Annotated in this window: 21 protein-coding genes; 9 read left to right on the top strand and 12 right to left on the bottom strand. The window is 74.5% G+C overall.

From position 1 onward, the window contains the following. The first annotated feature begins 144 nt into the window (after nucleotides 1–144). Nucleotides 145–927, top strand: a complete 783-nt coding sequence (nagB, locus tag ACFV8H_RS09580; protein ID WP_375886721.1) for a glucosamine-6-phosphate deaminase — start codon at nucleotides 145–147, stop codon at nucleotides 925–927. Between the two features lie 143 nt (nucleotides 928–1,070). Here nagB and ACFV8H_RS09575 read toward each other — a convergent pair whose 3' ends face one another. From ACFV8H_RS09575 to ACFV8H_RS09565, 3 genes are all read right to left on the bottom strand, one after another. Continuing rightward, nucleotides 1,071–2,201: an aminotransferase class I/II-fold pyridoxal phosphate-dependent enzyme gene (locus ACFV8H_RS09575; RefSeq protein ID WP_380397969.1), complete on the bottom strand. Its 1,131-nt coding sequence runs from the start codon at nucleotides 2,199–2,201 to the stop codon at nucleotides 1,071–1,073. Between the two features lie 10 nt (nucleotides 2,202–2,211). Next, complete coding sequence (locus tag ACFV8H_RS09570; protein ID WP_380397967.1) at nucleotides 2,212–2,856, bottom strand: transcriptional regulator; 645 nt, start codon at nucleotides 2,854–2,856, stop codon at nucleotides 2,212–2,214. A gap of 162 nt (nucleotides 2,857–3,018) precedes the next feature. Continuing rightward, nucleotides 3,019–4,668, bottom strand: a complete 1,650-nt coding sequence (locus ACFV8H_RS09565) for a beta-propeller fold lactonase family protein (protein ID WP_380397965.1) — start codon at nucleotides 4,666–4,668, stop codon at nucleotides 3,019–3,021. A gap of 269 nt (nucleotides 4,669–4,937) precedes the next feature. Here ACFV8H_RS09565 and ACFV8H_RS09560 point away from each other — a divergent pair, with 269 nt between their 5' ends. Together ACFV8H_RS09560 and ACFV8H_RS09555 are read left to right on the top strand one after the other, a co-directional pair. Continuing rightward, nucleotides 4,938–5,381 carry an RrF2 family transcriptional regulator gene (locus ACFV8H_RS09560; RefSeq protein WP_380397963.1) on the top strand — a complete coding sequence of 148 codons (444 nt, stop codon included), beginning with the start codon at nucleotides 4,938–4,940 and terminating at the stop codon, nucleotides 5,379–5,381. Between the two features lie 88 nt (nucleotides 5,382–5,469). Further along, nucleotides 5,470–6,651: a globin domain-containing protein gene (locus ACFV8H_RS09555; protein WP_380397962.1), complete on the top strand. Its 1,182-nt coding sequence runs from the start codon at nucleotides 5,470–5,472 to the stop codon at nucleotides 6,649–6,651. A 90-nt stretch (nucleotides 6,652–6,741) separates the two neighbouring features. Here ACFV8H_RS09555 and ddaH read toward each other — a convergent pair whose 3' ends face one another. Together ddaH and ACFV8H_RS09545 are read right to left on the bottom strand one after the other, a co-directional pair. Then, nucleotides 6,742–7,566 (bottom strand): dimethylargininase, encoded by an 825-nt coding sequence (gene ddaH / locus ACFV8H_RS09550; protein ID WP_380397960.1) that lies wholly within the window; start codon nucleotides 7,564–7,566, stop codon nucleotides 6,742–6,744. Nucleotides 7,567–7,803: 237 nt separating this feature from the next. Further along, nucleotides 7,804–8,685 (bottom strand): MBL fold metallo-hydrolase, encoded by an 882-nt coding sequence (locus ACFV8H_RS09545; protein WP_380397958.1) that lies wholly within the window; start codon nucleotides 8,683–8,685, stop codon nucleotides 7,804–7,806. Nucleotides 8,686–8,909: 224 nt separating this feature from the next. Here ACFV8H_RS09545 and ACFV8H_RS09540 point away from each other — a divergent pair, with 224 nt between their 5' ends. Continuing rightward, nucleotides 8,910–9,692 (top strand): SGNH/GDSL hydrolase family protein, encoded by a 783-nt coding sequence (locus tag ACFV8H_RS09540; RefSeq protein ID WP_375886702.1) that lies wholly within the window; start codon nucleotides 8,910–8,912, stop codon nucleotides 9,690–9,692. Nucleotides 9,693–9,750: 58 nt separating this feature from the next. Here ACFV8H_RS09540 and ACFV8H_RS09535 read toward each other — a convergent pair whose 3' ends face one another. Beyond that, complete coding sequence (locus ACFV8H_RS09535; RefSeq protein WP_380397957.1) at nucleotides 9,751–10,173, bottom strand: DUF2809 domain-containing protein; 423 nt, start codon at nucleotides 10,171–10,173, stop codon at nucleotides 9,751–9,753. 161 nt (nucleotides 10,174–10,334) lie between these two features. Between ACFV8H_RS09535 and ACFV8H_RS09530 the strand changes: the two genes are divergently transcribed. Continuing rightward, the gene (locus tag ACFV8H_RS09530; RefSeq protein ID WP_380397955.1) at nucleotides 10,335–11,747 is read left to right on the top strand and encodes a DUF2252 domain-containing protein; all 1,413 of its coding nucleotides are present in this window, start codon (nucleotides 10,335–10,337) and stop codon (nucleotides 11,745–11,747) included. Between the two features lie 37 nt (nucleotides 11,748–11,784). Beyond that, complete coding sequence (locus ACFV8H_RS09525; protein ID WP_380397953.1) at nucleotides 11,785–12,405, top strand: hypothetical protein; 621 nt, start codon at nucleotides 11,785–11,787, stop codon at nucleotides 12,403–12,405. A 24-nt stretch (nucleotides 12,406–12,429) separates the two neighbouring features. Here the strand turns inward: ACFV8H_RS09525 and ACFV8H_RS09520 are convergent, their stop codons facing one another. Genes ACFV8H_RS09520 through ACFV8H_RS09510 form a run of 3 tightly spaced genes read right to left on the bottom strand, consistent with a single transcriptional unit; the run spans nucleotide 12,430 to nucleotide 15,189 of the window. Further along, the gene (locus ACFV8H_RS09520) at nucleotides 12,430–13,116 is read right to left on the bottom strand and encodes an alpha/beta fold hydrolase (RefSeq protein WP_380397951.1); all 687 of its coding nucleotides are present in this window, start codon (nucleotides 13,114–13,116) and stop codon (nucleotides 12,430–12,432) included. Between the two features lie 28 nt (nucleotides 13,117–13,144). Further along, nucleotides 13,145–14,629 (bottom strand): MFS transporter, encoded by a 1,485-nt coding sequence (locus ACFV8H_RS09515; protein ID WP_380397949.1) that lies wholly within the window; start codon nucleotides 14,627–14,629, stop codon nucleotides 13,145–13,147. Next, nucleotides 14,626–15,189 carry a helix-turn-helix domain-containing protein gene (locus ACFV8H_RS09510; protein ID WP_380397947.1) on the bottom strand — a complete coding sequence of 188 codons (564 nt, stop codon included), beginning with the start codon at nucleotides 15,187–15,189 and terminating at the stop codon, nucleotides 14,626–14,628. Before ACFV8H_RS09510 ends, ACFV8H_RS09515 begins: the two co-directional genes overlap by 4 nt. A gap of 212 nt (nucleotides 15,190–15,401) precedes the next feature. On the opposite strand from ACFV8H_RS09510, the gene ACFV8H_RS09505 reads away from it, so the two are divergent. Further along, the gene (locus ACFV8H_RS09505; protein WP_380397945.1) at nucleotides 15,402–16,712 is read left to right on the top strand and encodes a DUF5685 family protein; all 1,311 of its coding nucleotides are present in this window, start codon (nucleotides 15,402–15,404) and stop codon (nucleotides 16,710–16,712) included. A gap of 7 nt (nucleotides 16,713–16,719) precedes the next feature. Here the strand turns inward: ACFV8H_RS09505 and ACFV8H_RS09500 are convergent, their stop codons facing one another. Further along, entirely contained in the window at nucleotides 16,720–16,920 is a 201-nt protein-coding gene (locus ACFV8H_RS09500) for a hypothetical protein (RefSeq protein WP_380397943.1), read from the bottom strand. Then, nucleotides 16,910–17,053, bottom strand: a complete 144-nt coding sequence (locus ACFV8H_RS09495) for a hypothetical protein (RefSeq protein ID WP_375886680.1) — start codon at nucleotides 17,051–17,053, stop codon at nucleotides 16,910–16,912. The genes ACFV8H_RS09500 and ACFV8H_RS09495 overlap by 11 nt, the downstream gene beginning before the upstream one ends. A gap of 210 nt (nucleotides 17,054–17,263) precedes the next feature. Here ACFV8H_RS09495 and ACFV8H_RS09490 point away from each other — a divergent pair, with 210 nt between their 5' ends. Then, a complete protein-coding gene (locus tag ACFV8H_RS09490; protein WP_380397941.1) occupies nucleotides 17,264–18,187 on the top strand; it encodes a chitosanase in 924 nt (307 codons plus the stop codon). Between the two features lie 78 nt (nucleotides 18,188–18,265). On the opposite strand, the gene ACFV8H_RS09485 is transcribed toward ACFV8H_RS09490, so the two are convergent. After that, the gene (locus ACFV8H_RS09485; RefSeq protein ID WP_380397940.1) at nucleotides 18,266–18,835 is read right to left on the bottom strand and encodes a TetR/AcrR family transcriptional regulator; all 570 of its coding nucleotides are present in this window, start codon (nucleotides 18,833–18,835) and stop codon (nucleotides 18,266–18,268) included. Between the two features lie 102 nt (nucleotides 18,836–18,937). On the opposite strand from ACFV8H_RS09485, the gene ACFV8H_RS09480 reads away from it, so the two are divergent. Beyond that, nucleotides 18,938–19,408 (top strand): DUF1348 family protein, encoded by a 471-nt coding sequence (locus ACFV8H_RS09480; protein ID WP_380397938.1) that lies wholly within the window; start codon nucleotides 18,938–18,940, stop codon nucleotides 19,406–19,408. Nucleotides 19,409–19,414: the final 6 nt, after the last annotated feature.

Raw genomic sequence — 19,414 nt, 5'->3', positions numbered from 1 at the left:
GCCCGGGCACCGGAAAGCCCCCACCAGGCAGAACATCCGGCCCGGAGACCGGCCCCGGGTGGACCTGGGGGCCCCGTTCACGGCAAACTGGTCTAGACCTCGGAGGTCTAGACCTCAGCCTCGCCTCAGAACGGTGGACCCAGTATGGAAATCGTGATCGTCCCTGACGCCCCAGCGGCCGGCGAACTCATCGCCGCGGCGATCACCGATCTGCTGACCGGCAAGCCCGAGGCCCTGCTCGGCGTCGCGACCGGCTCGACCCCGCTGCCGATCTACCAGGCCCTCGCCGAGCGGGTCCGCGACGGCCGCCTGGACGCCTCCCGGGCGCGCATCTGCCAGCTGGACGAGTACGTCGGCCTGCCGGCCGGCCACCCGGAGTCCTACCGCTCGGTGGTGTTGAAGGAGGTCGTGGAGCCGCTCGGCCTGACCGAGGAGTCCTTCCTGGGCCCGGACGGCAACGCCGCCGACATCGCCGCGGCCGCCACCGCCTACGACCGCGCGCTGGCCGAGGCCGGCGGCGTGGACCTGCAGATCCTCGGCATCGGCACGGACGGCCACATCGGCTTCAACGAGCCCTGCTCCTCGCTCTCCTCCCGGACCAGGATCAAGACCCTGACCCGGCAGACCCGGGTCGACAACGCCCGGTTCTTCGACAGCATCGACGAGGTCCCGCACCACGTCATCACCCAGGGCATCGGCACCATCCTGGAGGCCCGCCACCTGGTGCTGCTGGCCACCGGCGAGGCCAAGGCCGAGGCCGTCGCGCTGGCCGTCGAAGGCCCGCTGGCCGCCGTCGTCCCCGCCTCGGCGCTGCAGCTGCACCCGCACGCCACCGTGGTGGTGGACGAGGCCGCCGCCTCCCGCCTCAAGCTCGCCGACTACTTCCGCGACACCTACGCGGCCAAGCCGGCCTGGCAGAAGCTCTGACCCCTGCGGTCACCTGCGGCGCAGGGCCGGGACACCGATTCGGTGTCCCGGCCCTGCGCCGTATCCGCCCGGCCGCCCCCGCCCGCACGCCTCCCGCGCCCGCGTGCCTCCCGCCCGGGCCGTCGCCGGCGGGGCGGGGCGGCTCAGCGCTTGCGCAGCCAGTCGGCGAAGGCCTCCAGCGCCGGGCCCGGGTCACGTCGGCCGACGCCGATCCGGAAGCGGTCGGCCGGGGTGGGGGTGAGCTCGGAGCGGAACATGCTCGCGGGCATCAGCAGCACGCCGGCCTGCTCGACCAGCGCGGTGCAGAAGTCCTCCACGCCGTCCGGTCCGAGGTAGCGCGGGTAGGCCACGCAGCCGCCGTCCGGGGCGCGCCAGTCGAAGAGTTCGGGGAACTCGGCGAAGAAGGCGTCGAAGTGCGGCAGGTTCGCCGCGATGATCGCCCGGTTGCGGGCGAGGATCCCCTCCCGGGCGGTGATCGCGATCCGGGCCAGCACCTCGCTCGGGGCGGAGTTGCAGATGGTGGTGTAGTGCTTGGCCCGCTCCAGCCGGGTGCGCAGCTCGCGGTCCCGGCAGGCGATCCAGCCGATCCGCAGGCCGGGCAGGCCGAGCGACTTGGAGGTCACGTTGAGCGAGAGCGCGGTGGCCGAGAGGTCGGCGGCCTGCGGCAGGATGCGGGCCGGGTCGCGTTCCAGGCCGCGGTAGACCTCGTCGGAGAACAGCCGGATGCCGCGCTCCTCGCAGAGTTCGGCGAGCCGGGCGAGGTCGGCGGCGTCGATCAGGGTGCCGGTCGGGTTGTTGGGGAAGTTGACCGAGAGCACCTTGGTGTTCGGGCGCAGCGCCGCCTCGACCGCGTCCAGGTCGAGCGCCCAGTCCTGCCGCTCGTCCAGGGCGACGCCGGTGACCTCGCAGAGCGAGAGCGGGATGGTCTCCGCCGACTGGTAGTTGGGGGTCACCACCACCGCGTGGTCGCCCGGCTCCAGCAGCACCTGCATGGCGAGGTTGATCCCCTCCTGGGCGCCGCCGAAGCAGATCACGTCGTCCGCGTCGACCCGCTCGTACATCCCGGCGATCGCCTGCCGCAGGCCCGGGTCGCCGAAGGACTCGGTGTAGCCGAGCGCCAGGGTGTCCCAGGCCTCGCGGTCCTCCGGGCCGGCCAGGGCGAGGAGTTCGGCCATCGTCATGGTCTGGGCGTCGGAGGCGGTGAGGTGGTGTCGGGCGGTGAACTCCCAACGGGTGAAGTAGGTTTCGAGCCGGAAGTCGGGCAGCTGGGTCATCGGGGGCTCCTCAGTTCTTCCTGGGCACGGCGGGGTGCTTGAGCTCGGCGAGCAGGGCGTAGGCGGTGGAGCGGGAGATCCGCAGCGCCACGGCCACGGCGGGGACGGCGCGGCGGACGGCGAACACCCCGGCCGCGTCCAGTTCGCGCAGCACGGCGAGCCGGTCCTCGCGGGTGAAGCGCTCCAGCGGACGGCCCTGGGCGCGGACGTGGCCGCCGACCACGTCGTTGATCCGCTCCGTCCAGTCGCGTTCGAACAGCGGCTCGGGGCGGGGGGCGGTGGGGGCGGCGAAGTTGGACAGCAGGGCGGCGGCCTGGTCCAGCGGGCCGCGGTCCAGGTTGACGCAGAGCACCGCCGAGGGCCGGCCGGCGTCGTCCCGCAGCACCGCGCTGACCGAGGAGAGCCGCCGGCCGTCCGGCAGCAGCTTCTCGTACGGCCCGTAGACGTCCGGGGCCGAAGGGTCCAGTTCGTCCAGCTCGCCGAGCAGGGACGGGTCGCCGGGCGCGCGGGGGGTCAGCGGGTTCCAGATGGCCAGCACCCGGTCGGTGGCGGTGTCGTGCAGGACCACCTCGGCGTACGGCCCCAGCAGCTGGGCGACCGCGCGGCAGACCGGCGACCAGGTCCGCACGCGTGGGTCGGGGGTTTCGGCAGGCATGGATGGACTGTACGTCCGATCCGGACACATAGTCCAGAAGGGAGGGCGGGAGCGGGCACGGGAGAGGCCCCGCCCGGCGGACCGGACGGGGCCTCCGAGGGGGCGCCCAGCGGCAGGTGATCAGCGGTAGGTGTTCAGCGGCAGGTGATCAGCGGTAGGTGATCAGCGGCAGGTGATCAGCAGGCCGAGGACGGAGGTGCAGCTGCGGGTCGCCTTGCTGGTGGCGGGCGACGGGTCGGCGGGGGCGCCTGCGGTGCGGGCCACGGTGACGTCCCAGGAGGTGACCAGGCTCAGCGCGCCGACCCGGACGGAGAAGTGCCGGGTGGTGCTGGCGCCCTTGGCGAGCGGGGCGGCCAGCGTGCAGGTGAGCTTGCCCGCCGCGACCGTGCAGTCGGTCGAGGTGCTGGTCAGGCCGGTGGGCAGGGCCGCGGCGACGGTGGCCGCCGTGATCGGGTCCGGGCCCTGGTTGGTGAGGGTGACGGTGTAGTCGACCCGGCCGGAGAGCAGGTCGGTGACCGGGGTCGCGGTGAGCGCGACGGCCAGGTGGGCGCTGGGCGCGGTGTAGCCGAAGCGGTCGGCGGCGACGGCGGCGCTGGTGCCGCCGGGCGTGGTGACCTGGACGTCGACCGGGCCGGTCACCGTGGTGGCGGGGGCGGTCGCGGTGCAGCTGGTCTTCGTGCAGCTGAACGAGGTGGCCGGGCCGGCCGCGCCGAAGGTGACGGCGGTGGCGCCGTTCAGGTCGGTGCCGGCGATGGTCACCGTGGTGCCGCCCACCCCGGAGCCGCCGTTCGGGCTGATCCCGGTCACCGCCGGCACCGGCAGCGGGAAGTTCAGCACGTCGACGGCGTCGCCGGTGAAGTCGGCGAGGTAGCCGCGCCGCCCGTCGGCGCTCAGCGCCAGGGTGTACGGACTGGCGCCCACCGGGACGGTCGCGGTGACGGTCCGGCTGGCCGCGTCGATGACGCTCAGCGTGTTGTCGGCGTAGTTGGAGACGTAGGCGGTGGAGCCGTCCGGGGCGAGGGCCACCGAATAGGGGCCGTTGCCGACGGTGACGGTGCCGACCAGGGTGTTGGCGCCGGTGTCGAGCACGGCGGCCGTGGCGTCGTCCCCGTCGGCGGCCCACAGCCGGCTGCCGTCGGGGCTGAGCGCCAGGCCGAAGGCGCTGTGGCCGACCGCGACGGTGGCGCTCACCGCGTTGCTCGCGGTGTCGACCACGTTCACCGCCTTGGCGCCGGAGGCGGCGACGTACAGCCGCTTGCCGTCGGGCGAGACGGCGAGCCCGTGCGGCTCGGCCCCGACCGGGACGGTGGCGGCGACGGTGCCGCTCGCGGTGTCCAGCACGCTGACGGTGCCGGCCCCGGCGTTGCTGACGTAGGCGCGGGAGCCGTCCGGCGAGAGCGCCAGGCCCCAGGGCTGGACGCCGACCGGGACGGTCGCGGTGACGGTGCCGCTCGCGGTGTCCACGACGCTGACCGCGTTGTCCAGGTGGTGGGTCAGGTAGGCGTGCTTGCCGTCGGGTGAGACGGCGACCGCGTACGAGCCGGTGCCGGCGGTGAAGCTGCCGGTCACCGTCCGGCTCGCGGTGTCGAGCACGCTGACCGTGCCGGTGCTCTGGCTGGTCAGGTAGGCCCGGGCGCCGTCCGGAGTGAGCGCCACACCGGCCGGGTAGGGCGCCACCGGCACGTGGGCCGCCACGGTCGGCGGGGGCGCGGCGGCCTCGGCGGTGGCGGGCTGGGAGAGCAGCGCGGCCGTGGCTGCGGATATCGCCGCCACGGCCGTCCAGGTGCGCCGGGGTGCGCGCGGTGATCTCACGGATTCTCCAGGGGAGGTCGAACCAGGGGGAGGTGGTGAAGGGTGGTGCCGAAGGGATCTGGCTCCGGAGCCGCTGCGAAGCGTAGATCGGGTGGTGACGGCACGTCAGGAGTTGATCGGTAATGTCGCCAACTGTTCAGATTCGACCGGGATGCGCTCGGGTCGCGGCCGGGATCGCGGTCGATGTCACCGCCGGGGTCGGGGTCACCGCCGGATCGCCTCGTGCGGGAAATTGGAGTTCTGGAGTCGCATTCGATAGCGTTTCGAACGTGAGGCTGACCAAGAGCACCGACATCGCCCTCCGCATCGCCATGCGGCTCGCCGTGATCGGCGAGGGCGAGAACCCGACCACCCGCGAGGTGGCCGAGTCGGTCGGCGTGCCGTACACCCACGCGGCCAAGGTGGTGAGCAGGCTGCAGCACCTCGGGGTGGTGGAAGCCCGGCGCGGACGCGGCGGCGGGTTGATGATCACCTTCGCCGGGCGGACCGGCTCGCTCGGCCTGCTGCTGCGCGAACTGGAGGGCGTCGGCGACGTGGTCGGCTGCGAGGACGACCCGCCGTGCCCGCTGCGGGCCGCCTGCCGGCTGCGCGGGGCGCTGCGCACCGCCCAGGAGGCGTTCTTCGCCGCGCTCGACCCGCTCAGCATCGACCAGCTGGTGGCCTCCCCCACCGGACCGGTCCTGCTCGCCCTCACCACCCGACCCGCCGACTGACCCCGCCCCCGAGGGGTCGGTCGGCGCCCACGGCATTAAATAAGAGTCTCAGATACCAGTTCTCAGCTACCCGTCAGGAGCTCCTCTGATGCTGTCCGCGAAGTCCGCCGAGGTCGTCGAGGCCACCCTGCCCGTCGTGGGCGGCGCGATCGGTGACATCACCCCGCGCTTCTACGACCGGCTGTTCGCCGCCCACCCCGAGTTGCTGCGCGACCTGTTCAACCGGGGCAACCAGGCCAACGGCACCCAGCGCGAGGCGCTGGCCGGCTCGATAGCCGCCTTCGCCTCCGCGCTGATCGCCCACCCCGACCGGCGGCCGGACGCGATGCTCGCCCGGATCGCCCACAAGCACGTCTCGGTCGGCATCGAGAGCGCCCAGTACAAGATCGTCCGCGAGCACCTGTTCGCGGCGATCGTCGAGGTGCTCGGCGAGGCCGTCACCCCCGAGGTCGCCGCCGCCTGGGACGAGGTGTACTGGCTGATGGCCAACGCGCTGATCGCGATCGAGGACCGGCTGCGCGCCGAGGCCGCGGCCAGCGGCGACCCGGCCGACCTGTGGCGCACGTACACGGTGATCGCCCGCCACCAGGAGACCTCGACCGTGACCAGCTACCTAGTCCGCCCGGCCGACGGCCGCCCCGCCCCTGCCTCCCGCCCCGGCCAGTACGTCTCGGTGCGCACCCGCCTCGCCGACGGCGCCCACCAGATCCGCCAGTACAGCCTGTCCGGCGGAGCCGACGGCGCCCTGCGGTTCAGCGTCAAGCGCGAGCCCGGCGGCGAGGTCTCCGGCCACCTGCACGACCACCTGCACGCCGGCGACACCGTCGAACTGGCGCCTCCGCTCGGCGACATCAGCCTCGCCGACGGCGACGGCCCGGTGCTGCTCGCCTCCGCCGGCATCGGCAACACCCCGATGACGGCGATGCTCGACCACCTCGCCGCCACCGGCTCCACCCGACGCATCGTCTCGGTGCACGGCGACCGCGACCAGCTCAGCCACGCCTTCCGCGCCGACCTGGAGCAGCTGACCGCCCGGCTCGCCGACGCCGACGCCCACGTCTTCTACGAGCGGCCGCTCGGCGACTGGCCGGCCGAGCGCACCGGCCTGGTCGACCTGTCGACCGTCGAGGTCCCGGCCGGCACCACCGCCTACCTGTGCGGACCGCTACCCTTCCTGCGCGCCGTGCGCGGCCAACTGCTCGCGGCGGGCGTCCCGGCGGCGGACATCCACTACGAGGTGTTCGGGCCGGACCTCTGGCTGGGCGCCTGACGTCCCACGGCGTCCGGGTTCACCGGGCGCCGGAGGCCCGCCCGGTACGGCCACGGGCGGGCCGCCGGCGCTTCCGGCGCCCGGGTGCGGTCAGAGCCTGAGCTCCAGGGTGCAGCACTTCGCCCCGCCGCCGCCCTTGAGCAGCTCGGAGACGTCCACCGGGATCGGCTCGTAGCCCTCCTCGGCGAGCCGGCCGGCCAGGTTCTTGGCCGTGTCCGGGAGCAGCACCCGGCGGCCGTCCGAGACCGCGTTCAGTCCGAACACCTCGGCGTCGGCCCGGTCGGCGAGGATCGCGTCCGGGAAGAGGGTGCGCAGCACGGAGCGGCTGTGGGCGTCGAAGGCCTCCGGGTAGTACATGACGTGGTCGTCGGAGAGCACGGCCAGTGCGGTGTCCAGGTGGTAGAAGCGCGGGTCGACCAGGGTCAGGCTGACGACGGGGACGCCGAACAGTTCCTCCGCCTCGGCGTGGGCGGCCCGCGAGGTGCGGAAGCCGGTACCGGCGAGCACCCGGCGCCCGACCACCAGGTGGTCGCCCTCGCCCTCGTTGACGTACCCGGCGCGGCGCACCGCGCGGTAGCCGTGCAGCCGGAACCAGGACTGGTAGGCCTCGGACTCGGCGGCCCGCTCCTGGTGTCGGAAGGTCGCCACCAGGGCCCGGCCGTCCAGGACGGTCGCCCCGTTGGCGGCGTAGACCATGTCGGGCAGGCCGGGCACCGGGTCGATCAGCTCGACGGTGTGGCCGAGGCGGCGGAAGGTGCGGTGCAGTCGCTCCCACTGGCGGACGGCGAGCGCGGTGTCGGTGGGCTGCGCCGGGTCCATCCACGGGTTGATCGCGTAGTCCACCGTGAAGTACGTCGGCCGGCACATCAGGTAGCGCCGGGGCCGCGCCGTACGTGCCGGGGTGTGCGTGGGCATTGCTCAACCGTCCTAGGATCGCGGGGAGTTCGGGTGCGGAGCTGCGGGTCGCTGCTCAGGCGGCTGCCCCGCGATCCCCGCTCGCACACCCGCGCGGGCGCCCCCGGCGGGCGCAACCCCCCGCGCACCCGGCGCGAGCCCCGGCGCACGGACCGGCGGGCCGGGCCGGTCACCGACTGCCCGAGTCGGCTCACCGGCGGGCCGGACCGGATCGGCTCACCGGGCGGGCCGGACCGGTCACCAGCGCACCGCGGCGAAGTCCACCGGCTCGGTCCGCAGTGCCCGGGCCCGAACGGCGAGGGCGCGCAGTCGGCGGTCCGCTTCCTCGGCGGGCATCCGGTGCTTGTCGCCGTGGCCGGGCAGCAGCCACTCGAAGCGCAGCGCGTCCAGGCTGCGCTCCAGCGAGGCCGCCTGCTCCTCGATCGAGTACCAGGTCACCGCCTCCTGTACCTCGATGTCCCGGTTGGTGCGGGACCAGTACAGGCTGTCGCCGGTGAAGCAGTACCGCTCGTCGGCGACGTACAGCACACTGCCGCGGGTGTGGCCGGGGAAGGGGTGGGCGACCAGGCCGGGCGAGACCTCCACCGGGTCGGTGCCGCGCAGCACCCGGTCGGCGTCCGGGGCCGCGGCGAGGTCGCCCTCGTGAATCCAGAGCCGGGCACCCAGCCGGTCGGCGTAGGCGCGGCCGTGCGCCGCGTGGTCGCGGTGGGTGAGCAGGACGTCGGTGACCGGGCCGAGCGCCTCGTAGCGGGCCGCGAGGGCCTCGCTCCAGCGGGGCGTGTCGATCATCGCCCAGCCGTGGGGGCGGCGGCAGAGGTAGGCGGTGGCACCCGCGGTCCGCCGGGAGTTGTGGCCCAGCAGCAGCACCTCGCCGGCCTCGTCGAGGGCCAGCGGGAAGGGGTCGGTGGCCCGGTCGAGCGGGCCGTCGCCGGGGCGGATGGAACGGGTCGGGCAGGCGTGGGCGGCGGCGAGCAGTTGGCGGCGCTCGGCCTCGTCGCGCGGCTGGCGGACCAGCTCGGACTTGCGGTCGCGCTCCCGGATCAGGTCGGGCGCGAGCTGCCGGGCGACGTCGCAGTTGGTGCAGCGGTCGTCGACGGTCCAGTGCTCGGAGCTGTTCATGGCCGGTGCTCCCCCAAGGAAGGTACGGCGGCCGGAGCGGCGCGCCGTCCTTCGAGCATCGTCCGGGCGCGCCGGAAAGCGGAAGGGGGAGCGGACCTTGTGCTTTGCCGGACCGGCCGCTCTGCCGCCCGGACGGGGCCGTAGAGCGTACGTGGCCCATCTCACGTTCCGCCAGGCTCACCTACGGTGGCGTAGGTCACTTGAATGGGTGAACTATCTCTTTCATGCCGAACCTCCAGGAGACCCTTGACCTCAGTTCGTACGCCGCCCTCGGGGACAGCTTCACCGAGGGCCTGAACGACCCCGGTGCCGACGGCGCGTTCGCCGGCTGGGCCGACCGCCTGGCCGGGCTGCTCTCCGACGGGCGGCCGCCGGGCGGGTTCCGCTACGCCAACCTGGCAGTGCGGGGGCGGCTGTTGGACCAGATCGTGGCCGAGCAGGTGCCGCAGGTCCGCCGGCTCCAGCCCGACCTGGTCACCTTCTGCGCCGGCGGCAACGACATCCTCCGGCCCGGCAGCGACCCGGACGAGGTGGCCGTCCGCTTCGAGGCCGCCGTCGCCCAACTCGCCGAGAACGCCGGGACGGTGCTGATCTGCACCGGCTTCGACACCCGCGAGGTGCCGCTGATCAAGCACCTGCGCGGCAAGATCGCCACCTACAACGGCCACATGCGGGCCGTCGCCGACCGCTACGACTGCAAGGTCGCCGACCTGTGGTCGCTGCGCGCGGTGCAGGACCGCCGGGCCTGGAGCGAGGACCGGCTGCACCTCTCCCCCGAGGGCCACCAGCGGGTCGCCCTGCTGGCCGCCCGCTCCCTCGGCCTGCGCACCCAGGACGACCCGGAGGCCCCGTGGCCGACCGCCCGCGCGCTCACCCCCGCCGACCAGCGGCGGGAGAACCTCCAGTGGGCGCGGGAGTTCCTGATCCCCTGGGTCGGCCGGCGCCTGCGCGGGGAGTCCTCGGGCGACCACGTGGAGGCCAAGCGCCCCGACCTGCTGCCGCTCTGACACCCCGTCAGATCTGACGTACCGTCAACACTGATGCACCGTCAGTACTGATGCTCCGTCAGGCATTTGCGCCGGGCGCTGCGACTCGGCCGGTCCGACCGGCCCACAGCGCCCGGTGCAGCAGCGCGGCAGCCGCCGCGCCGACCAGGTACCAGAACAGGTCCGGCGGGTTGAAGGTCGACCCGAGCACCAGGTGCACCAGCGCGCTGTGCCGCCCCCAGGCGTCCGGCAGGCCGGTGGCCTGGAACAGCTCCACCGCCCAGCTCACCGCGGCCGCCACCAGGGCGGCCCGCACCGGGCGCACCCGGGGCACAACCAGCACCACCAGGGCGTACACCAGCACGGTGTAGAGCGCGTCGCCCGCGTACTTGGCCACCTCACCGGTGAGCACGGCGCGCACGCCCAGGCCCGCCGCCACCGTCACCAGCGCGGCCCCGACGGCGGGCAGCCGTACCGTCAGGCCGTTCCGAAGCTCTGTCATCCGCCCCACGGTAAGGCCTGGGACGTCCGCGCGGCGCGGCGGGCCCCACCGGGCCCACCGGCCCCGGGAACCACCGCGCCGCCCCGGACGTCACTCCCCCTGGCAAGCCATCCGTGCAGGTCACGGGCGGGAGTTCGAGCAAGGCGGGCGGGGCGGGGACAGTGGCGGAGAACGGAAGCAGCACGGCACGGCGACAGTTCGGCGTCCCCGGATTCGCGACCGGCCCGGACGGCCGGGCGCAGCGGGCCCGCGAGCAGGGCAAGGCCCTGCGGGAACGCGTCCCCCGGGAGCGGCACGCGGAGTTCGCGCCCGCGCCCGACCGGCCCACCGCCGTGGCGGCGATCGAGGCCTCCAACGCGGGCCGGATCCCCGGGCTGGTGCCGATCCGGGTGGGCCGGATGGCCGCCACCCCGTTCGCCTTCCTGCGCGGGTCGGCCGGGCTGATGGCCGCCGACCTGGCGGGCACGCCGGTGACCGGCGTCACCGCGCAGCTGTGCGGGGACGCCCACGCGGCGAACTTCGGCCTGTACGGCGACGCCCGCGGCCAACTGGTCATGGACATCAACGACTTCGACGAGACCGTGCCCGGCCCCTGGGAGTGGGACCTCAAGCGGCTGGCCACCAGCCTGGTGCTGGCCGGGCGGGAGACCGGGGCGAGCGAGACCACCGCCCGGGACGCCGCCGCGCACGCGGCCGGCTCCTACCGGCGCACCATGCGCACCCTCGCCAAGCTGCCCGCCCTGGACGCCTGGAACGCCGTGGCGGACGAGCAGTTGGTGTCCTTCACCGAGGCGCACGACCTCGCCGAGGTGCTGCGCAAGGTCGGCGCGAAGGCCCTCGGCAACACCAGCGCCCGGTTCGCCGCCCGCAGCACCACCCGGACCGCGGACGGCGGTTGGCGCTTCGCGGCCGCTCCGCCGGTGCTCACCGAGGTCACCGACGCGACCGCCCAGGCGGTGGCCGGGGCACTGGGCCCGTACGTGGCGACGGTGCCCGCCGAGGTGCGCACCCTGCTGTCCCGGTACCGGGTGCAGGACGTGGCCTTCCGGGTGGTCGGCACCGGCAGCGTCGGCACCCGCTCGTACGTCGTGCTGCTCACCGACCACCGGGACCAGCCGCTGGTGCTCCAGGTGAAGGAGGCCCGGCCGTCCGTCCTGCTGCCGTACCTGGACGGCGGCCGGGGGTCGCGGCCGCAGGAGCACGAGGGGCGGCGCGTGGTGCGCGGCCAGAAGCACATGCAGGTGGTCAGCGACACCCTGCTCGGGTGGACGACCGTGGACGGACTCCCCTACCAGGTGCGGCAGTTCCGCAACCGCAAGGGCAGCGTCGACCCGGCCGCGCTGCTGTCGGGCCAGCTGGACGACTACGCCCGGATCACCGGCGCGCTGCTCGCCCGGGCGCACGCCCACACCGCCGACCCGGGCCTGCTCGCCGGGTACTGCGGCAAGAACGAGGCACTGGACGAGGCGGTCGCCGCCTTCGCCGTCGCCTACGCGGACCGCACCGAGGCCGACCACGCCGAGCTGCTGGCGGCGGTGCGCAGCGGACGGCTGCCCGCCGAGCAGGGGGTCTGACCTCCGTTGTCGTAGGGCGGTACTAGGTTGCAGGGTCATGGGACTGTCGATCAGTGTGGGGACGCTCGGTTCCCCGGAGATGCGGGACGACGCCGAGGTGCTGCACCGGGCGTTGGAGGCCGCGGGGGTGGCCTGGCGGGAGCCGGCCGCGCCGGGGGGTGACGGCGCGGTCTTCTCGGCGGGCTTCCCGTACAGCTACCTGTCCGGGCTGCGCCGGGTGTACGTGCTCCACCGGCTGGGCGAGCCGGTCACCGGGGCGCGCGGGGTGAGCCGGGAGCAGTACGAGGAGGAGCTGGAGCAGGTCGACGACGAGACGGTCATGTTCGACTCGCACCTGCTCTGCCACTCCGACTGCGAGGGCTACTACGTACCGGCGGAGTTCGAGGACGAGGACCCGCTGTTCCTGCCTGCGGAGTCCGGCGTGCCCGGGGGCGCCATGGTGGGTTCCAGCGCCGCCCTGCTCGCCGAACTCCAGGGGTTCGCCGCCGCCATCGGTGTCCGACTGGCGGCCGACGGCTCGCTCGGCCCGGCGGAGTCCGCCCGGTTGACCGATCTGCCCGCGGACGACCCCTTCGAACCGGAGGTCTTCACCTGGCACCAGCTGTACCGGGCCTGCCGCGCCAGCCTGGACAGCGGGAACGCGATCGTCTTCGGCTGAGGCCGACCCGACGGGACGGGTCGCTCAGCGCGCCAGGAACGGCGCCACGGCGGCGACGTACTCGGCGGGCCGGGTGCTGTGCACCAGGTGCCCGGCCTCGATGGTGACCAGGCGGCAGTCCGGGACGAGCCGGGCGAGTTCGGCGACCCGCTCCTGCGGGATGTGGCTGGTGGGGCCGCCGGCGACGACCAGGGTGCGGGCGGTGATCCGGGCCAGTCCCTCCCGCCAGGCCGGGTCGGGGGTGTCGATCTGCGCCTTGATCGCCCGGACCATCGCCCAGTCGAAGTGCGCCGGTTCGTCCGCGCCCTCGGGCGGCACGCTCGACGGGCGCGGGTACAGGGCGGCGATGTCCTCCAGGACGAGCCGGTCGATCCGCTCGGGCGCGGCCTGGGCGAGCAGGTAGGCGACCACGCCGCCCATCGAGTGGCCGACCAGGTCGACCCGGGCCAGGCCGAGCGCGTCGAGGAAGGCGAGCACGTCCTCGCGCAGCTCGGCCAGGCCGTAGTGGTCGGTGCGGCCGCTGTCGCCGTGGCCGCGCAGGTCGAGCGCGTACACGTGGTGGTCGGGGGCGAGGTCGGGCAGCACCGCGTCCCAGTCGGCGGCGCGCTCGCCGAGGGCGTGCAGCAGCACCAGCGGCGGGCCGTCGGGGCGTCCGCTCTCCCGGTAGGCGAGCGTGACGCCGGGCAGTTCCACCGTTCGTACTGTCGTCATGGACCCCACCGTATGCGCCGACCGGCCGCTACCGGACGGCCGTTCGCCCTCGGCGCACCGGAGCGGCGTCCTCGGGGGTGCGGTCCGGCCCGGTCGCCCGCCCGGCGAACACGGAGGCGAGCACGGCGAGTCCGGCCACCGCCGCGCAGACCAGGCTCGCCGCCAGGTAGGCGGAGCGGTGGCCGCCACCCCCGGCCGTCTCGCGCAGGTAGACCCCGGACAGTGCGGAGACCGCGACGGCCGCCGCGATCCGCTGCGCCATCTGCAGGATCGCCCCGCTGACCCCGGCCGCCTCGGCGGGCGCGTGGCGCAGCACGTAGGCCTGGTTGGTGGAGCCCATCAGGCCGACCGAGGCGCCGCTGAGCAGTTGGAGCAGGGCGAGCAGCCAGGGCAGCACGGCGGCCGGGGCCCAGTGCGCGACGGCGCCGCTGAGCAGCATGGCGAGCGCGGAGCCGGTCATCCCGAGGGTGACGGTGCGCCGGCCGAGCCGTTGCACCACCCGCCAGGCGAGCGCGGAGGCGGTCGCCATGGCCAGCGCGGAGGGCAGCGAGACCAGGGCGGCGCCCATCGGGGACAGCCCCAGGCCGTCCTGGAGGAACATCGTGAGCACCAGCGAGGCGGCCAGCGAGGAGCCGAACTGGGCCATCGCGGTGGCCGTGCCGAGCGCGTACGGGGCGGAGCGGCTGAGGGCGGGGTGGATCAGCGGGTGCCCGCCGGTCCGGGCGTAGCGGCGCTGCCAGCCGACCAGTGCGCCGAGCAGGGCCAGGGCGCCGACCCCGAAGGCCAGCCAGCCGGCCCAGCCGGGCGGTTGGACGAAGGGCAGCATCAGGACGAGGGTGAGCGCGCCGACCAGCAACAGGCCGAGCAGGTCGAGGTCGGCGTGCCGGGTGGCCGGGCGGGGCGCGGGCAGGTGCCGGACGGCCAGCAGCAGGGTCGCCAGGCCGAACGGGACGTTGAGCAGGAAGGTCAGCCGCCAGCCGAGTTCGGGGCCGGCCGCCGCCAGGACCAGGCCGCCGACCGGCGGGCCGAGGGCGAAGGCGAGGCTGCCGGTGACGGCGTACATCCCGAGGGCGCGGGCGCGCAGCTGCCCGTCGAAGACGTCCTGGAGGGTGCCGATCATCTGGGAGTTGACCAGTCCGGCGCCGACGCCCTGGAGCAGCCGGGCGGCGATCAGCACCTCCGGGGCGGTGGCGGTCGCGGAGACCAGGCTGACCGCGGTGAACAGGGCCAGGCCGGTGACGAAGAACCACTTGCGGCCCTTGACGTCCCCGAGGCGTCCGCCGGGGATCAGCGCGAGGCCGAAGGCGAGCGAGAACCCGGCGACGATCCACTGGAGGTGGGCGGGCTGGGCGTGCAGGGCCTCGCGCAGGGCGGGGATGGAGGTGTTCAGGACGGACTGGTCGATCAGGGTGGTGAAGCCGCCCGCGACGCAGACCAGCAGGACGCGGCGCCCGGCGGCGTCGAAGCGGAGCTTGCCCGCCCGCTCCGGTATCGGGCCGGTGGCGGTGCTCATGACTCGACCACCACCAGGGCGTAGCGGGCCTCGCCGGGGCCGAGGCTGCGGAAGCGCATGCTGCCGGAGCCGTAGCGCAGGCAGTCGCCGGGGCCGAGCAGTTCGGCCTCGCCGTCCAGGGTGAGCTCCAACCGCCCGTCGAACAGCCAGAGGTGGTGTTCCAGCCCGGGCAGGCAGGGGCGGTCGTAGGCGATGTCGGCGCCGGCCGGGAGCCGGCCCTCGACGATCTCGGCGTGCAGCGAGCCGTGCGGCGGGGAGACCGAGCGGCGGACGAAGCCGGTGGCCTCGTCGCGCCAGAGCTGCTGTTCCCCGGCCCGGACCAGCCGGGCGGGGCCGGACTCCACCTCGGCGAGCAGCCGGGACATGGTCCGCCCGTACACGGTGCACAGTCGCCCGAGCAGGGCGGCGGTCGGGCTGACCTCGGCCCGCTCCACCCGGGAGAGGGTGGACCGGCTGACGTCGGCCAGCTGCGCCAACTCCTCCAGCGTCCAGCCGCGTTCGACCCGCAACTCGGCGAGCCGTTGTGCCAGCCGTTCGTCGGCGGCGGTGTCGATTCCCATATCCGTGATGCTATCCCGGATACGGGATCATCTTCCCGGGAGTTCTCCGGGAACTGTGGAGGTCTGACGGCGGCTCGGTCTCGGGGCGGCCTCGGTTCGGTCGCCCGTCGGCCGATGTCGAGCCGGTGATCATATGATGTCCGCCGACAAAGGGGCCGGTCAGCGGCCCGAGGGGCCCTTCCGCGGCCCACCGGCGAGGGGGAGCAACGATCGTGTTCGGCATCATCAGACCGTGCAGCCACCGACTGTCCGAAGGCCTCCGCACCTCCTGGATGGCGCACCTGTGCGGGCTCTGCCTCGCCCTGCGGGACGACCACGGGCAGCTCGCCCGGACCGCCACCAACTACGACGGCCTGATCATCTCCGTCCTGGTCGAGGCCCAGGCCGCCCCGACCGACACCAACTGGCGCCGCACCGCCGGGCCCTGCCCGCTGCGCGGCATGCGCACGGCCTCCGTCGCCAAGGGCGAGGGCGCCCGGCTGGCGGCCGCCGTCTCGCTCACGCTCGCCTCGGTGAAGATCCGCGACCACGTCGAGGACCGGGACGGCGTGTTCGCCCGCCGCCCGGTCGCCGCCGGGGCCCGCGCGGTGACCAGGCGCTGGGACCGGCAGAGCGCGGGCAGCGCCTCCACGATCGGTTTCGACACCGCCGTGCTGCTCGACGCCGCCTCCCGGCAGGGCGAGTTGGAGCGCTCGCTGCGGCCCGGCGGCTCCGTGCTGCTGGTCACCGAACCCACCGAGACCGCCACCTCGGCCGCCTTCGCGCACACCGCCGTGATCGCCGGGCGGCCCGGCAACGCCGCCCCGCTCGCCGAGGCCGGGCGGCTGTTCGGACGGCTCGCCCACCTGCTGGACGCCGCCGAGGACCAGGCGGCCGACGCCGCCTCGGGCGCCTGGAACCCGCTGACCGCCACCGGCACCGACCGCGCCGAGGCCGAACGGCTCTGCCGGGACGCCGTGCACGGCATCCGGCTCGCGCTGCGGGAGGTCGAGCTCACCGACCGGGCCCTGGTGCACGTCCTGCTCGCCCACGAGACGGAGACCGCGGTGGACCGGGTCTTCGGCCGGGCCGGGCACGCGGCGAACTGCCGCCGCGGGCCGGCCGGCGCCGCACACGCCACCACCGAGCACGCCAGCGCTGAGCGCACCGGCGCCGAGCACGCCGGCGCCGAACACCCGCAGGACGCGCCGCCGCGCCAGACGCCGCCCGGCCAGGCGCCCGTTCCCCCGTGGGTGCCCCAGGGTCCGGGCTTCGGCCCGCCGATCGGCGGGAAGCCGCCGCACCCGCGCAACCTGCTCGCCGGGTGCGCGGTGTGGGCCCTGATGGCCTGCTCCTGCCAGCTGCTCTGCTGCGAGCACGACGACCCGTTCAGCCGGGAGCGCCGCAAGGGCTTCTGCGAGCGGCACGACTGCTGCAGCGCCTGCGACTGCTGCGACCCCAGCTGCTGCGAGTGCGGCAAGTGCGGGTGCGACTGCTGCGATTCCTGCGGCTGCGACGGCTGCGACTGCGGGTGCGACTGCTGACGATCGCTCAGTTCGCCTCCGGCACCGGCGCCTCCTCCGCCTCCGGTGCCCCCTTCGGTTCCGGTTCCGGTTCCGGTTGATCCGACGCCACCGGCCCGGGGTGCCCCCGCAGCACCCCGGGCCGGTTCGCGTCCCGGTACTCCTCCGCGCGCCGCCAGAGCGGCAGCACCGCCACCGGGCCGCGCGGCTCGGCGGCCTCAGGCCTCACGCCCCGCCACCTCCCGGTCCGCCGCCAGCGAGTTCTCCAACCCGGCCAGCAACTGCCGGAACCGCTCGGCGTCCTGCTCGGTCATCCGCCCCTCGGGCGCCACCCTCGGCCGCTCGGCCGTCCTGTCGTCCATGCCCCCGACGCTAGGCGGCGGCGATCAACGGGCGATAAACGAGGGGCGTGTGGGGCGCAAGGGACGTACCCGCACCGCATTCCACCCCGCCCGACGGCTTGGCGTGGGCATCGGCTGGTGGTTCAATGCCCATCGTTAGGAAGGTTTCCTAACAACGAATCGTCGGATCCGAGCACGACCTCTTCCCCCCACCGAGAGGACGACTTCCCCATGGACCGCAGCACCTCCCGCAGGAGCACCAGGAACACCACCCGGGCCGTGACCGCCGGGACGGCGCTCGCCGCCTTCCTCCTGTCCACCGCCGCCTGCGGCGCCTGGGCCGTGGACCCGGCCCAGGCCGCACCGGAGCAGCCCGCCGCCCCGGCGGCCGCCGCCCGGCAGGCGGGCACCACCCCCCGGGTGACCGCCGGCGGGCTCACCCCCGACCAGCGCCGCCGCGCCGACCAGCTGGTCAGCGTCTTCGAGAACAGCACCACCACCATCCAGTACGGCTACGCGGAGAACATCAACGACGGCCGCGGCGTCACCGCGGGCCGGGCCGGGTTCACCACCAACGACGGCGACGCCCTCAAGGTGGTCCGCGCCTACACCGCCGTCGCCCCCGACAACCCGCTCGCCCGCTTCATCCCCGAACTGGAGCGCCTGGCCGCCGCCGGCAGCGGAGACACCGGCGGCCTGCCCGAGGCCGACTACATCGCCGCCTGGCAGCAGGCCGCCCAGGACCCGGCCTTCCGGCAGGTCCAGGACGACCAGGTCGACCAGCGCTACTTCACCCCGGCCATGGACCAGGCCGACCGGCTCGGCCTCACCACCGCGCTGGCCCGCGCCGAGCTCTACGACGCCTCCATCCAACACGGGAACGGCGGCGAGTACGACGCCCTGCCCGCGCTGATCGGCCGGACCACGGCCAAGGTCGGTGCGCCCTCGGCCGCCGGCGAGCGCGCCTGGCTGGACGCCTTCTTCGACGTCCGGATCGACGACCTGAACAACCCGGCCAACTCCTCCACCGCCGAGGAATGGCGCAAGTCCGTCGACCGGGTCGAGTGCCTGCGGCGGATCGCCGCCACCGGCAACTACGACCTGGACGGCCCGTTCACCATCACCGCCTACGGCTCCGGCTACACCATCGGCTGAGCCGCCCCCACCCGCCGGCCCGGGGTCCGGGGTCCGGGAGTGTGGGCCCGGACCCCGACCCCGGGGCGGCCCCCGCGTTCAGCTCCGTGCGCGTACCGCCGCGTCCAGCAGGAGGGCGGCGGCCGCCCGGGCGTCGGCGGCGGCCTCCGGGTCCCCGTGCACGGCGGCCACGGTGATCGCGCCCTCGGCCAGCAGGGCGAGCTGGGCCGCGGTGGCGGGCGGGGCGCCGGCGGCGTCGACCAGGCCGGCCAGGTAGCCGGCGAACTCCGCCTTGTGGTGCCGGGCGGCGGCCGCGACGGCGGGGCTGGTGGCGCCCAGCTCGCCGAAGGAGTTCACGAAGGCGCAGCCGCGGAACCCGGGCTCGGCGAACCACCGGCCGAGCCAGTCGAAGACCGCGAGCACCTGGTCCCGGGGCGTGCCGCCGGCCCGGGAGACGTGGACGGCCAGGCTCGCCCGCCACCGCGCGTCGCGCCGTCGCAGGTAGGCCTCGACCAGCTCGTCCTTGGACGGGTAGTGCTGGTAGACGCGGCGCATGGTCAGCCCGGAGGCGGCCCGGACGGCGTCCATCCCGACCGCCTGGACGCCCCGCCCGTAGAACAGCTCCTCGGCCGCGTCGAGGATCCGGGTCCGCGGGTCCACCTGTTCCATCTGCCGTGACCTTTGCGTGAGAACGATGATTCTCCTAGGGTAGCGACTGACGTGAGAACGATCGTTCTCACCGGCGGAATGCCCGTTCCCGAGGAGAATCCCGTGACCGAACAGCGCCCTCCCCTACCCCCCTTCACCGAGGAGTCCGCCCACCGCAAGGTCCGCGCCGCCGAGGACGCCTGGAACACCCGCGACCCGCAGCGCGTGGCCCTCGCCTACACGCCCGACAGCCGCTGGCGCAACCGGGCCGAGTCCCTCATCGGCCGCGAGCAGATCGCCGCCTTCCTCACCCGCAAGTGGCAGCGCGAACTCGACTACCGCCTGGTCAAGGAGCTGTGGGCGCACGACGGCGACCGGATCGCCGTCCGCTTCGCCTACGAGTGGCACGACGACGCCGGGCAGTGGTACCGCTCGTACGGCAACGAGAACTGGGAGTTCGACGCGAACGGCCTGATGGCCCGCCGGCTCGCCTGCATCAACGACCTGCCGATCGCCCCCGGGGAGCGGCTCCTGCACTGGCCGGCCGGCCCCCGGCCGGACGACCACCCGGGCCTCACCGAGCTGGGCCTCTGAGCGCTA

This window comes from Kitasatospora sp. NPDC059827 (assembly GCF_042731675.1).
Lineage (GTDB): Bacteria > Actinomycetota > Actinomycetes > Streptomycetales > Streptomycetaceae > Kitasatospora.
This window is presented reverse-complemented; position numbering and strand designations above follow the sequence as displayed.

Excerpts from the sequence above, each read along its gene's own strand:
- nagB (WP_375886721.1), top strand. The coding sequence starts at position 145 with ATGGAAATCGTGATCGTCCCTGACGCCCCAGCGGCCGGCGAACTCATC.
- ACFV8H_RS09575 (WP_380397969.1), bottom strand. The coding sequence starts at position 2,201 with ATGACCCAGCTGCCCGACTTCCGGCTCGAAACCTACTTCACCCGTTGG.
- ACFV8H_RS09570 (WP_380397967.1), bottom strand. The coding sequence starts at position 2,856 with ATGCCTGCCGAAACCCCCGACCCACGCGTGCGGACCTGGTCGCCGGTC.
- ACFV8H_RS09555 (WP_380397962.1), top strand. The coding sequence starts at position 5,470 with ATGCTGTCCGCGAAGTCCGCCGAGGTCGTCGAGGCCACCCTGCCCGTC.
- ddaH (WP_380397960.1), bottom strand. The coding sequence starts at position 7,566 with ATGCCCACGCACACCCCGGCACGTACGGCGCGGCCCCGGCGCTACCTG.
- ACFV8H_RS09545 (WP_380397958.1), bottom strand. The coding sequence starts at position 8,685 with ATGAACAGCTCCGAGCACTGGACCGTCGACGACCGCTGCACCAACTGC.
- ACFV8H_RS09540 (WP_375886702.1), top strand. The coding sequence starts at position 8,910 with ATGCCGAACCTCCAGGAGACCCTTGACCTCAGTTCGTACGCCGCCCTC.
- ACFV8H_RS09535 (WP_380397957.1), bottom strand. The coding sequence starts at position 10,173 with ATGACAGAGCTTCGGAACGGCCTGACGGTACGGCTGCCCGCCGTCGGG.
- ACFV8H_RS09525 (WP_380397953.1), top strand. The coding sequence starts at position 11,785 with ATGGGACTGTCGATCAGTGTGGGGACGCTCGGTTCCCCGGAGATGCGG.
- ACFV8H_RS09520 (WP_380397951.1), bottom strand. The coding sequence starts at position 13,116 with ATGACGACAGTACGAACGGTGGAACTGCCCGGCGTCACGCTCGCCTAC.
- ACFV8H_RS09515 (WP_380397949.1), bottom strand. The coding sequence starts at position 14,629 with ATGAGCACCGCCACCGGCCCGATACCGGAGCGGGCGGGCAAGCTCCGC.
- ACFV8H_RS09510 (WP_380397947.1), bottom strand. The coding sequence starts at position 15,189 with ATGGGAATCGACACCGCCGCCGACGAACGGCTGGCACAACGGCTCGCC.
- ACFV8H_RS09495 (WP_375886680.1), bottom strand. The coding sequence starts at position 17,053 with ATGGACGACAGGACGGCCGAGCGGCCGAGGGTGGCGCCCGAGGGGCGG.
- ACFV8H_RS09490 (WP_380397941.1), top strand. The coding sequence starts at position 17,264 with ATGGACCGCAGCACCTCCCGCAGGAGCACCAGGAACACCACCCGGGCC.
- ACFV8H_RS09485 (WP_380397940.1), bottom strand. The coding sequence starts at position 18,835 with ATGGAACAGGTGGACCCGCGGACCCGGATCCTCGACGCGGCCGAGGAG.